The organism is Agrobacterium bohemicum (assembly GCF_001562555.1).
Classification (GTDB): Bacteria; Pseudomonadota; Alphaproteobacteria; order Rhizobiales; family Rhizobiaceae; genus Agrobacterium; species Agrobacterium bohemicum.
Genome location: NZ_KQ961023.1, coordinates 537,330 through 548,686, shown reverse-complemented (window position 1 = coordinate 548,686; position 11,357 = coordinate 537,330). Strand labels below are relative to the sequence as shown.

Below are 11,357 nucleotides of genomic sequence, written 5' to 3'. Positions count from 1 at the left end.
GCGTTGGGAACATGTGTTTGAGCACCCCGCGGGTATGAAAAGGAGAATAGCATGCGTACTATCGTTGCAACACTTATGGCGACCACAATGGCAGCTGCAGCGTTTTCAGCAGCAAAGGCAGCCGACGCTGTAAACGAAGTGCCGCAGGCACCTGTCGCTTACGAGCAGCCAGCCCCTATCAGCAACTGGTCTGGTGCGTACCTCGGTGCGACCGCCAACTACGACTGGGGTCGTTTCACCGGTAACGGCGGCGATCGTGATGCCGACGGCTTCGGTGGCGGTCTCTATGGTGGTTACAACTGGCAGAGCGGCCAGCTGGTTTACGGTGCAGAAGCTGACGTCAACCTCGGCGACAACAAGGGTTCTGCTGGAGTTGGCAATCTCGGCGAGTCTCTCGAAGGCAAGCAGGGCGTCAACGGTTCGATCCGCGCCCGCGTCGGTTACGACATGAACCCGTTCCTGCTCTACGGTACAGGCGGTCTGGCCATCGCTGACCAGAAGGTTAGCAACTCCACGTCCAGCGACAGCGCAACAGCACTCGGCTACACAGTTGGTGCCGGTGTAGAAGCCATGGTGACCAACAACATCACGGCTCGCGTCGAATACCGCTACAGCGACTACCAGGATAAGGACTACTCGCTGGATACCGGTAGCGTATCTCGCGGCTTCGACGATCATAGCGTTAAGGCTGGTATCGGCGTAAAGTTCTAATCCCATCAGGGATGGATGTTAAAAGCCGGGGTTCGCCCCGGCTTTTTTCGTTTTTGTTTTACGGTCGCAAAAAACAGATGTGGCGGGACGGATAAAACCGCCCCGTGTTTTGTTTCAGGCTGGTGCTTTCATCTCGGCATAATCCTTGAAGCGTTTGCCGAATGTCTCAGGCCAATCCGCCAAGGTCTTGCGACCGCCAGCCCATTCGCCTGCGAAACGCAGATCGAGATAACCAATCATCGCCGCAAGCGCGAAGTGACCGCCATGCAGCTTCTTGCCTGTCTTGGGCAGATTCGCATTGAGGTAGTCCAAGCCCTTGACCACCTTGCTCCACTGCTTATCGATCCATGGCTGGTGGACCTTGTCCTCGGGGCGGGAGCGGCGCTCGTAGACGATGGCCAGAAGGCAATCCATGATGCCATCACACAGCGCCTCCAACACTTCCGCTTCGGTGCGCTTCTCGCCCTTTTTCGGGTAGAGCTTTGCGCCCGAAAGACGGTCCAGATAATGCATGATGGCGACGCTATCATAGACCGAGCCACCTTCATCCAGAATCAGCACCGGGATTTTGCCCAGAGGATTGTTGTCCATCAGGGTTGCCGGTTGGGCGCTGGTGTCGACGCTTATACTGGTCACGTCGATGTCGAGATAACGCGCGGCCATACGAACTTTCGCGGAGTAGGGGGAGGCGGGCGAATAGAGCAATTCCATGGGTATTCTACCTTTGGGGTTTTAGCGGATGGGTATGATTTCAGTGGTGTTTGAACGGCAGCCTTTGCGATCTACCTCCGGGCAAGTCCGAAAGCCGAGGTCTTTGTTCATGCAGATGCGGATTTCTTCCAGCCTCGACCCTTCGCAGCTTATGGCGAGACCCTGTTTCGTCATGCCAGGATTTTCCGCAACGAATGCGCTTTCGACGGCATCTGCGGAGAGCGTTTTGCTGCTGGCGCCGGATGATATGTCTTTTGGCAGTTTCACGCGCTGATAGGCGGCGCGGATCGTATCGAGATAATCCTTTTGCGAGAGACCGCTGCACGACCCATGCTTGCGCCATTGGTGGCCGATGAGACCCATGGACGGCATGATGTCGAACATGCTGCGGCCAAGGCTATCAGGCACAAGCTCCTGTTTGTCCTTGCCGCAAAATTCGGGATAGCCACTGTCATTCTGCGGCCAAAGGCCGTGGACGATGAACCCGTATTTCCGATTGCTGCCGCATTGCTGGCGGCTGTTTTGTCCAACGTCGCTGGCGCAAAATGCGGGTGACCACGACAATGACAGCACGTAAAAATCAAAACCTGAACCAACGGGCGGCTGTGGCGTTTGCACAGTCACAGGCTCAGTTACCGAAACTGTGACTGGCTGCTGTGGCATTTCCGGGCTTTTCACATCGAAGATGACCCAACCTGCCGCAGCCAAGGCGAGGGCACCCAATGCAATAAAACCGGCATATTGTTTCATTGGGCCAATTGTCTTTCCGTGCCGGTGATGACGAAGTCTTGATCGGTATCGGCTTTTATACCATCCCGCGCTTGTGGCAAACAGGCGACCGAAAAATGAAACATCGATGATAGTCTTTGTTGAAACGGAGCTTGTATAACGAATAAGCTGAACGAATCCGGCAAAATGCCACGCGCCCGGGTGGAGGAGTAAGTCCAGGCATGCCCGTATGAAATTGAAAAAGTACATCTGGCCTGTCGTGGGCGTGGCGACCATCGGGTTTTCCGTCTGGCTGCTGTATAAGGAACTGAAGCACCTTTCACTGGACGACGTTTGGGGCAGTCTCGCTGCCATCAATCCGCATCACTGGTTGATGTCGGGGCTTTGCACACTCGTCGCCTATGCCGCACTGGCAGGATATGACAGGATTGCCCTGCAACATCTCAAGCGCAAGGTCGGTTGGCTCTTCATCACGCTGACGTCTTTTACCACCTACGCCCTGTCGCACAATGTTGGCGCATCGGTGTTCTCCGGTGCCGTCGTGCGCTACCGTGCCTATACTTCCAGAGGTCTCAGCGTTTCGGAAATCGGAGTGCTGGTAGCCCTATGCTCTTTCACCTTTGCCATCGGCACCATCATGCTCATCGGCTTTATTCTGGTGTACGAGCCTGAGATAACCGAGCGCTTCGTCGGCGTTTTGCCCGTCGAGGCATCTGCGACGACTGGCGTTATTTTGTTGGGAATCGCGGGCCTTTATCTGCTTGGCAGCCTGTTCAAGCTCCGCCCATTGAGAATAGGTTCTTTCACGCTCTTCTATCCAGCGCCGCACCTCGTCATACAGCAACTGGTGATCGGCCCCATCGAGCTGCTGGGTGCCGCGGGCATCATCTATTTCGCTTTGCCTGAAGCGGGAAATCCCGGCTTCATGGTGATTCTGGGCATCTTTCTGATATCATTTTCCGCAGCTCTGATATCGCACGCCCCTGGCGGGTTGGGGGTGCTGGAGCTGGTCTTCGTCACCGGCCTGCCGGACATGAACCCGGCAGATGTTATCGCGGCGCTGTTGGTTTTCCGCCTGTTCTACCTTATTATTCCCTTCATCATCGGCCTGTTTATCATCCTCTTTTTCGAGAGGTCACAACTGGCCGTGGCGGAGCGTGAAGAGCGGCAGGCGGAACTGAAGTAGCGCAGCTACTCGCCGCGCAGCCAGAATGCGCGGTGCGAGGCATACCGGTCCTGCGCCATCGTGGCTCTGAGAACCGGCAAAATCGTGTGCAACTCATCCTTCAGCGTGAAGGGCGGGTTGACGATGATGAGGCCGGAGCCACTGAGGCCTTCCACCCGGTCGCTGCGAACGGAAAGCTCGGCGCACAGCATTTTCGGGATTTCGTAGGACTGAAGAAGCTCGTGGAAGTCCTTGATTGGAGCGCTTTTTTTCAGCGGGTACCACAGGCAGTAGGTGCCGGTCGAAAACCGTCGATAGGCCTTGTGAAAGCCATCGGCCAGTCGCTCATATTCGTTGTCTTTTTCAAATGGTGGATCGACCAGCACGAGGCCACGCTTTTCCTTGGGCGGCAGATGCGCGCCAAGCGACAGCCAGCCGTCGAGTTCCGTCACGCGTGCCTGATAGTCACCTTCAAACAGACGTGACAGCGCACGGAAATCATCCGGGTGCAGTTCCATGGCCGATAACCGGTCCTGCGGGCGAAACAGCATACGCGCAAGCTTCGGCGAGCCGGGATAAAACTGGATGCCGCCGTCAGGATTGAGGTCTCTGACCGCCGTCAGATAGGGTTCAAACAGTTCGGCCACCGCTGGCGGCAGGTCTGCGTCCAGCAATTTGCCGATGCCGGTCTGCCATTCGCCGGTTTTCTGCGCTTCCACGGAGGACAGATCGTATAGACCGATGCCCGCATGCGTATCCAGAACGCGGAACGCCTTGTCCTTGTTCTGCAAGTAGCGCACGAGCCGCGCCATGACCGCATGTTTGAGAACATCGGCAAAATTGCCAGCGTGATAGATGTGCCGATAGTTCATGCGCGCCGATGCCTTTTATGAATATTCTTGATGGTCGTCACTTGGCCCTTTTGGCCGGATTACCTTTGCAATATACAAAAGTCATGAATGATGCGACCCCGATTTCCGCCAAAGCCGTGACTGGTGCCGTCAGCATCGGTCACACCGTCTGTCCACACGACTGTCCAAGCGCCTGCGCGCTGGAGGTGGACATCACCGCCGATGGCCGAATCGGCCGTGTGCGGGGTGCCAATGCCAACACCTACACCGCTGGCGTCATCTGCGCCAAGGTGGCACGCTACTCGGAGCGGATCTACCATCCGGGCCGGTTGCTGACCCCGAAACGCCGCAAGGGCGCAAAAGGCGCGGGGGACTGGCAGGAGATCAATTGGGAGAACGCTCTCGATGAGATTGCCGACGCTTTCGTCAAGGCGGAAGCAAAGCATGGTGCGGAAGCCATCTGGCCGTATTTCTACGCCGGAACCATGGGGCAGGTGCAGCGCGACAGCATCGAGCGGCTTCGCCACGCCAAGAAATATTCCGGCTTCTTCGGCTCCATCTGCACCAACATGGCCTGGACGGGTTACGTGATGGGCACCGGTGCCCTACGTGGCCCTGACCCGCGCGAGATGGCGAAGGCCGATGTGGTCGTCATCTGGGGCACCAATGCCGTTGCCACGCAGGTCAACGTCATGACCCATGCGATCAGAGCCCGCAAGGAGCGCGGCGCAAAAATCGTGGTTGTGGATATCTACGACAACCCGACCATGAAACAGGCAGATATGAAGCTGATCGTGCGTCCCGGCACGGATGCGGCCCTTGCCTGCGCCGTGATGCACATCGCCTTCCGCGATGGCTATGCCGACCGTGCCTATATGGCGAAATTCGCGGATGATCCCTCGGGGCTCGAAGCACATCTTGCATCCAAGACACCGCAATGGGCCGCTGATATTACCGGGCTCTCGGTGGAAGAAATCGAAGCTTTTGCAAAGCTCGTCGGCACCACGCAGAAAAGTTTTTTCCGTCTCGGTTACGGTTTCGCCCGCCAGCGCAACGGTGCCGTTGCCATGCATGCGGCATTGTCCATCGCCACCGTGCTGGGCTCCTGGCAGTATGAGGGCGGTGGTGCGTTTCACAACAATGGCGACATCTTCCGGCTGAACAAGGCGGAACTGATGGGCACCGCTTACGCCGACCCTAACGTGCGCCAGCTCGACCAATCACAGATCGGTCGTGTGCTGACCGGCGATGCCGAGGCTCTGCGCTATGGTGGGCCGGTGACGGCGCTGCTGATCCAGAATACCAATCCGGTCAATGTCTGCCCGGAGCAGCGGCTGGTCAAACAGGGTTTCATGCGCGACGATCTGTTCGTTGCCGTGCATGAGCAGTTCATGACCGAGACGGCAGAGCTGGCCGATATCGTGCTGCCCGCCACCATGTTCCTCGAACATGACGATATCTACCGCGCCGGTGGCCAGAACCATATTCTGCTCGGCCCAAAACTGGTGGAGCCGCCCGAAACTGTCCGTACCAACCTCTTCGTCATCGAGGAACTGGCGAAGCGCCTCGGCGTCTCCGATATGCCGGGCTTCGGCATGACGGAGCGTGAGCATATCGATCTCATTCTGAACCCGGGTGGGTGGGGTGATTTTGACAGCCTTGCCGAGGAGAAATGGATCGACGCGCAGCCGCCGTTCGAAGTCGCGCATTATCTCGAAGGCTTCGGCTATGCGGATGGAAAATTCCGCTTCAGCCCGGATTGGCAGAGCGGCCCTTCACCCAACAAGCCGCCTAAGAATGTGCCTGTCATGGGACCGGTGGCGGAACTTCCGAAATTCCCGGATCAGGTGGATGTCATTGAAATGGCCGATGCCGAGCATCCGTTCCGGCTGGCGACATCACCTGCCCGTAACTTCTTGAACTCAACATTTGCCGAGACGAAGACGTCCGTTCAGAAAGAAGGACGGCCGGAACTGATGATCTGTCCTGCCGATGCCCAACGCTTGAACATAGCGGATGGTGATGTCGTGCAGATCGGCAATGGACGCGGACAGTTGCGCATTCACGCGAAGATCGTGGAGGGTGCGAAGGCAGGTGTCCTGATCGCCGAAGGGCTCTGGCCGAACAAGGCGCATCTGGATGGCGAGGGCATTAACGTGCTGACGGGTGGAGACGCCGTTGCGCCCTATGGCGGCGCGGCATTTCACGACAACAAGGTTTGGCTTAAGACATTTTAACAGGACTATGGAATGCAGAAATTCGGCAATGCGACGATTGAAATTCTGAAAGACGAGACGCTTTCAAAAAACTGGTACCACCTTCGCAACATCACTTACAATTACACAAACTCCAAAGGTGAAACGAAAACACTGAAGCGCGAAGCCTATGATCGCGGCAACGGCGCGACCATTCTGCTCTACGACCCGAAGATAGACAGCGTGATTCTGGTTCGCCAGTTCCGTGTGCCAACCTATGTGAATGGCTATCACGGCTGGCTGCTGGAAACGCCCGCAGGCTTGCTGGATGGCGATAACCCGGCAGATGCCATTGCCCGTGAGGTTATGGAGGAAACCGGCTATAAGCTGCGCGACACACGCTTCCTGTTCAAATCCTTCATGTCGCCGGGTTCGGTCACGGAAGTTCTGCATTTCTTTGCTGCGATTGTCGATGCGACCGACCGTGTAGAAGAAGGCGGTGGTGCCGCCCATGAAGACGAAGACATCGAAGTCGTTGTCATTCCATTGGCAGACGCCATGAAGATGATCGAAGACGGTGATATCTGCGATGGCAAGACCATCATGCTGTTGCAATGGGCAGCGCTTAACCGGGCGTCCCTGACGCAGTGAAATCGATGGAGTTTGATGTGGACGAGATAGCGACTGACAAATTGGCGAGACCCCGTGACGACGACAGGGTCAAGCTGATCTCGAAAGAGACCGTCTGGAAGCGTTTCGTCCACCTGCAGACGCTGGTGTTTGATCAGCGGATGCCGGATGGCCGCGTGATCCACATCGACCGCGAAGTGCACGACCACGGCAGCGCGGCCGCGATCCTGTTGTTCGATCCCGCGAGAGACGCTGTTGTTCTGGTCCGCCAATTCCGCCCCGCCGCCTTCGTAAATGGCGATCCCAGCTTCATGCTGGAAGTCCCCGCAGGCCTCATCGATGACGACCAGCCCGACGAAGCCATCCGCCGCGAGGCGATGGAGGAAACCGGCTATGCGGTGAAAGACGTTCAGTATCTCTTCGAGACATATGCCAGCCCTGGCACGTTGACCGAGAAAGTCGGACTGTTTTACGCTCGGGTCAATCTGGAGGAAAAAGCCGGGATTGGCGGTGGTCTGGATACGGAAGGCGAGGACATCGAGGTCCTGTCCATTCCGCTGAACACGGCATTCAATATGATCACGACAGGTGAAATCACCGACGCGAAGACGATTATCCTGTTGCAGTGGGCGATGCTGAACCGGGCGAGACTGTGAGCTTAAAGCCGTCCCGTATCCATCCGTTGATGCAAAATACGAACGACATTGACCGTCCTGCTGTTTTCCTTGAAGAAAATGACATGCGAGCCAGCAAGCGTTTTGCGGTAATCTGTGCGAACGTGTTCGGCGGACTGAGAGATAATTGACCCATCGGTGAGCCCTTCGATTGTCTTACGTATCAAGTGAACATAGATTTCGGCTTGTAAAACGCCCCAGTTCTTCTCCGTGTAGTCCCAGATCAACTCCAGATCGATTTGGGCTTTCGGTGTAAGAAGATAAGTCCTCATCCAGCGTTTTTCTTTCGCTGAACAAATGTATCGAAATCAAATGGGGCAGCAGAACCGGAATTTTCTCCTTCAATAAGGGCAGCTCTTAAGTTGCTCAATTCCGCCTCTCGCTCCTCCAAGAGCCGCAAGCCAGCGCGAACGACTTCACTCGCCGACGTAAAGCGGCCCTGTTCGATCTGCTGTTCGATGAAGGCGTCGAAATGATCGTTGAGATTAACTGACGTGTTCTTTCCCAAGGGCGGTCTCCTATCCGGGAGGCCGAATGTACCAAAAATTGGTAATCAAGGAAATGCCGTTCAGACCGAAATAAGCTGCTGCGCGGCGTCATAGGCATCGTCGCCACGAATGGCCTTGCCGCCCTCCATCCGCACCTTGCCCTCTGCGAGCAGCTTGAGCGCCAGAGGATAAAGCTGGTGCTCCACGGTTAGAACACGTGCGGCGAGGGTATTTGCGTCATCGCCTGCCAGAACTGGCACCGCAGCCTGGCCGATGACCGGGCCTTCGTCCATGCCTTCAGTTACGAAATGCACGGTACAGCCGGTGATCTTCGTGCCGCTTTCGATGGCGCGTTCATGGGTGTGAAGGCCGGGAAATAGGGGAAGTAGCGAAGGGTGGATGTTGATGATGCGGCCTTCATAGGGTGCGATGAAATCGCCGGAGATGAGGCGCATGTAACCGGCGAGGCATATGAGGTCGGGGGCGATTTCGCTCAGCGCCGCCAAGATGGACGCCTCGTGTTCCGCTTTGTCTGCATAGGTCTTGCGCTCGAAGACGAGCGTGGGAATGCCGAACTCTTGAGCCTTCGCAAGCCCGCCTGCCGTTGCCTTGTCGGAAATCACGCAGGCGATTTCCGCCGGAAAATCCGGGTCCTGGCACGCCTGCGCCAGAGCCATCATGTTGGAGCCGCTGCCGGAAATGAAAACAACGACGCGCTTGCGGGCAGGGGCGGGGCTCATAGACCGAGCGTGCCCTTATAGATCGTGCCATGTCCATCTTCCGCACGAGCGACCATACGGCCGAGGGCAAAAACGGTTTCGCCTTCGGCAGTCAGCGCATCGGTCACGGTCTGGGCGTTTTCTGCGGAAACGACGACAATCATGCCGACGCCGCAGTTGAAGGTGCGCAGCATTTCGTTGGGGGCAACGCCGCCGGTCTTGGCAAGCCATGAGAAAACGGCGGGAACCTTGATAGCGTCGAGATCGATTTCAGCCGCCAGATGCTTTGGCAAAACGCGTGGAATGTTTTCCGGGAAGCCGCCGCCGGTGATGTGCGCCAATGCCTTGAGGGCACGGGTTTCACGAATGGTTTTCAAAAGCGGCTTTACATAGATGCGCGTCGGAGTCAGCAAAGCTTCGCCCAGCTTCTTGCCATCGGCGAAGGGGGCGGGGGCGTCCCAGTCGAGACTGGAGATCGAGACGATCTTGCGCACCAGCGAAAAACCGTTGGAGTGAACGCCTGAGGAAGAAAGGCCGAGAATGACGTCGCCTTCGGCAATATCGCCTGCCGGCAGAAGCTGACCACGTTCGGCGGCACCCACGGCAAAGCCAGCAAGGTCGTAGTCGCCATCCGAATACATCCCGGGCATTTCAGCGGTCTCGCCGCCGATCAGCGCACAACCGGATTCGCGGCAACCTGCCGCGATACCGGTAACGATCGCCGCACCCTGATCCGGGTCCAGCTTGCCGGTTGCGAAGTAGTCGAGGAAGAACAGTGGCTCTGCGCCCTGAACGACGAGATCGTTGACGCACATGGCAACGAGGTCAATGCCGACAGTGTCGTGGTAGTTCGCATCGATTGCGATCTTGAGCTTGGTGCCAACGCCATCATTGGCAGCCACCAGGACCGGGTCTGTGAAGCCAGCGGCTTTCAGATCGAACAAGCCGCCAAAGCCACCGATTTCACCATCCGCGCCGGGGCGGCGGGTGGAGCGCACGGCTGGCTTGATCTTCTCGACCATCAGGTTTCCGGCGTCGATATCCACGCCTGCATCGCTGTAGGTAAGACCGTTCTTGCCTGACTGGCTCATGGCTCTTGTCTCCACTGGTTCCGTATGGCGTCGCCATTCGCATGAGACGGGTGCCGATGCAAGTATGAGCGCGGTAAAAGGCAGGTTTTTCACGCCTTTTGGATGTTTTTGTCCTATTGTCATGGGAAAGATCAGCGGTTACGAATTTGGCAAAGCTGCTACACTTGACCAGCCCGGTGCGCACATCCTATCTCCTAGCGATGGCGTGACACTCTATAGCGCTGATAAGGAGCAGACGATGCAACCACATATCAGAGGCCTCAACCTGAGACGCCAGATCTTTTTCTGGCTGGGTGCTCTCGTATTTTTCGTCGTTTTCCTGATGGTCTTCAGCTCCATCCTGCTGCCGTTCGTTGCCGGCATGGCGCTGGCCTATTTCCTTGATCCGATCGCCGATTGGCTGGAGCGACGCGGCTTGAGCCGGATGATGGCAAGCGTGATGATTCTCATTTCCTTCGTTCTGCTGTTTGCGCTGTCGTTGATCATCATCATACCGCTGATCGTCGCGCAGGCGTCGGAGTTCATCACCCGCATTCCGCAATATATCTCGTCGCTGCAGCAACTGATCGCCGGTGCCGATACCAATCTGCTTCCAAGCTGGGTCAGTTCGCAAATCGATTCGGTGAAAGAAAACTTTTCCAAACTGTTGAGCGAAGGTGCGGGCTTCATCGGCACCCTCCTGACGCAAATCTGGAACTCCGGCAAGTCGCTCGTCGATGTGATCTCGCTTCTGGTGGTGACGCCGGTGGTGGCATTTTATCTGCTGCTGGACTGGGATCGCATGATCGAAAAAGTCGACAGCTGGATACCGCGTGACCATGTGGCTACCGTGCGCCAGATTGCCCGTGATATGGACAGCACCATTGCAGGCTTCATTCGCGGACAGGGTTCGCTTTGCCTCATTCTCGGCGTTTATTACGCTGTAGGCCTTTCGCTCGTCGGGCTGAATTTCGGGCTGTTGATCGGATTTTTCGCGGGCGCAATCAGCTTCATTCCCTATGTCGGTTCCATGATCGGCCTCGTGCTGGCGGTTGGCGTTGCGCTGGTTCAGTTCCTGCCGGATTACGTCAACGTCATACTGGTGCTGGCGGTCTTCTTCTCTGGCCAATTCATCGAGGGCAACATCTTGCAGCCGAAACTTGTCGGCAGCAGCGTTGGCCTCCACCCCGTTTGGCTGATGTTTGCGCTGTTTGCGTTTGGCGTGCTGTTCGGCTTCGTCGGCCTGCTGGTCGCGGTGCCTGCTGCAGCGGCGGTTGGGGTGCTGGTGCGCTTTGCGCTGTCACGTTATCTCGAGAGCGATCTGTACCATGGCCGCGCCGCCAATCTGCCTTGGGAGGGGGAAGGCGCACAGATAGAGGCGTTGCCGCCGAAAAAGATCGATTCCCAGAGCTGA

The 11,357-nt window shown here is 57.0% G+C and carries 13 protein-coding genes; 6 read left to right on the top strand and 7 right to left on the bottom strand.

What is annotated here, in order from left to right:
• Window positions 1-51: 51 nt before the first annotated feature.
• Window positions 52-711 carry an outer membrane protein gene (locus ATO67_RS02675; RefSeq protein WP_067643854.1) on the top strand — a complete coding sequence of 220 codons (660 nt, stop codon included), beginning with the start codon at window positions 52-54 and terminating at the stop codon, window positions 709-711.
• A 114-nt stretch (window positions 712-825) separates the two neighbouring features.
• On the opposite strand, the gene ATO67_RS02670 is transcribed toward ATO67_RS02675, so the two are convergent.
• Both ATO67_RS02670 and ATO67_RS02665 read right to left on the bottom strand, forming a co-directional pair.
• Window positions 826-1,422, bottom strand: a complete 597-nt coding sequence (locus ATO67_RS02670; RefSeq protein ID WP_067643851.1) for a glutathione S-transferase — start codon at window positions 1,420-1,422, stop codon at window positions 826-828.
• Between the two features lie 21 nt (window positions 1,423-1,443).
• On the bottom strand, window positions 1,444-2,172 hold the full coding sequence (locus ATO67_RS02665; RefSeq protein ID WP_067643847.1) for a ribonuclease T2 family protein: 729 nt from the start codon (window positions 2,170-2,172) through the stop codon (window positions 1,444-1,446).
• 208 nt (window positions 2,173-2,380) lie between these two features.
• On the opposite strand from ATO67_RS02665, the gene ATO67_RS02660 reads away from it, so the two are divergent.
• Complete coding sequence (locus ATO67_RS02660) at window positions 2,381-3,337, top strand: lysylphosphatidylglycerol synthase domain-containing protein (protein ID WP_067643844.1); 957 nt, start codon at window positions 2,381-2,383, stop codon at window positions 3,335-3,337.
• A gap of 5 nt (window positions 3,338-3,342) precedes the next feature.
• Here the strand turns inward: ATO67_RS02660 and ATO67_RS02655 are convergent, their stop codons facing one another.
• Window positions 3,343-4,188, bottom strand: a complete 846-nt coding sequence (locus ATO67_RS02655; protein ID WP_067643841.1) for a 23S rRNA (adenine(2030)-N(6))-methyltransferase RlmJ — start codon at window positions 4,186-4,188, stop codon at window positions 3,343-3,345.
• Window positions 4,189-4,205: 17 nt separating this feature from the next.
• Here ATO67_RS02655 and ATO67_RS02650 point away from each other — a divergent pair, with 17 nt between their 5' ends.
• Genes ATO67_RS02650 through ATO67_RS02640 form a run of 3 tightly spaced genes read left to right on the top strand, consistent with a single transcriptional unit; the run spans window position 4,206 to window position 7,648 of the window.
• A complete protein-coding gene (locus ATO67_RS02650) occupies window positions 4,206-6,404 on the top strand; it encodes a molybdopterin-containing oxidoreductase family protein (protein ID WP_067643838.1) in 2,199 nt (732 codons plus the stop codon).
• Between the two features lie 12 nt (window positions 6,405-6,416).
• On the top strand, window positions 6,417-7,013 hold the full coding sequence (locus tag ATO67_RS02645) for an NUDIX domain-containing protein (RefSeq protein ID WP_067643835.1): 597 nt from the start codon (window positions 6,417-6,419) through the stop codon (window positions 7,011-7,013).
• Between the two features lie 17 nt (window positions 7,014-7,030).
• Window positions 7,031-7,648 (top strand): NUDIX domain-containing protein, encoded by a 618-nt coding sequence (locus ATO67_RS02640; RefSeq protein WP_245303752.1) that lies wholly within the window; start codon window positions 7,031-7,033, stop codon window positions 7,646-7,648.
• Window positions 7,649-7,650: 2 nt separating this feature from the next.
• Here the strand turns inward: ATO67_RS02640 and ATO67_RS02635 are convergent, their stop codons facing one another.
• The 4 genes from ATO67_RS02635 to purM are packed head-to-tail and all read right to left on the bottom strand — an operon-like array spanning window position 7,651 to window position 9,964.
• Window positions 7,651-7,938, bottom strand: a complete 288-nt coding sequence (locus tag ATO67_RS02635) for a type II toxin-antitoxin system RelE/ParE family toxin (protein WP_067643831.1) — start codon at window positions 7,936-7,938, stop codon at window positions 7,651-7,653.
• Entirely contained in the window at window positions 7,935-8,174 is a 240-nt protein-coding gene (locus tag ATO67_RS02630; RefSeq protein WP_067643828.1) for a type II toxin-antitoxin system ParD family antitoxin, read from the bottom strand. Before ATO67_RS02630 ends, ATO67_RS02635 begins: the two co-directional genes overlap by 4 nt.
• 60 nt (window positions 8,175-8,234) lie before the next feature.
• Entirely contained in the window at window positions 8,235-8,894 is a 660-nt protein-coding gene (purN, locus tag ATO67_RS02625) for a phosphoribosylglycinamide formyltransferase (protein ID WP_067643824.1), read from the bottom strand.
• Window positions 8,891-9,964 carry a phosphoribosylformylglycinamidine cyclo-ligase gene (gene purM / locus ATO67_RS02620; protein WP_067643822.1) on the bottom strand — a complete coding sequence of 358 codons (1,074 nt, stop codon included), beginning with the start codon at window positions 9,962-9,964 and terminating at the stop codon, window positions 8,891-8,893. Before purM ends, purN begins: the two co-directional genes overlap by 4 nt.
• Before the next feature lie 238 nt (window positions 9,965-10,202).
• Between purM and ATO67_RS02615 the strand changes: the two genes are divergently transcribed.
• Window positions 10,203-11,357, top strand: coding sequence for an AI-2E family transporter (locus ATO67_RS02615; protein ID WP_067644259.1), 1,155 nt, complete (start codon window positions 10,203-10,205; stop codon window positions 11,355-11,357).

Excerpts from the sequence above, each read along its gene's own strand:
- ATO67_RS02675 (WP_067643854.1), top strand. The coding sequence starts at position 52 with ATGCGTACTATCGTTGCAACACTTATGGCGACCACAATGGCAGCTGCA.
- ATO67_RS02670 (WP_067643851.1), bottom strand. The coding sequence starts at position 1,422 with ATGGAATTGCTCTATTCGCCCGCCTCCCCCTACTCCGCGAAAGTTCGT.
- ATO67_RS02665 (WP_067643847.1), bottom strand. The coding sequence starts at position 2,172 with ATGAAACAATATGCCGGTTTTATTGCATTGGGTGCCCTCGCCTTGGCT.
- ATO67_RS02660 (WP_067643844.1), top strand. The coding sequence starts at position 2,381 with ATGAAATTGAAAAAGTACATCTGGCCTGTCGTGGGCGTGGCGACCATC.
- ATO67_RS02655 (WP_067643841.1), bottom strand. The coding sequence starts at position 4,188 with ATGAACTATCGGCACATCTATCACGCTGGCAATTTTGCCGATGTTCTC.
- ATO67_RS02650 (WP_067643838.1), top strand. The coding sequence starts at position 4,206 with ATGAATATTCTTGATGGTCGTCACTTGGCCCTTTTGGCCGGATTACCT.
- ATO67_RS02645 (WP_067643835.1), top strand. The coding sequence starts at position 6,417 with ATGCAGAAATTCGGCAATGCGACGATTGAAATTCTGAAAGACGAGACG.
- ATO67_RS02635 (WP_067643831.1), bottom strand. The coding sequence starts at position 7,938 with ATGAGGACTTATCTTCTTACACCGAAAGCCCAAATCGATCTGGAGTTG.
- purN (WP_067643824.1), bottom strand. The coding sequence starts at position 8,894 with ATGAGCCCCGCCCCTGCCCGCAAGCGCGTCGTTGTTTTCATTTCCGGC.
- purM (WP_067643822.1), bottom strand. The coding sequence starts at position 9,964 with ATGAGCCAGTCAGGCAAGAACGGTCTTACCTACAGCGATGCAGGCGTG.
- ATO67_RS02615 (WP_067644259.1), top strand. The coding sequence starts at position 10,203 with ATGCAACCACATATCAGAGGCCTCAACCTGAGACGCCAGATCTTTTTC.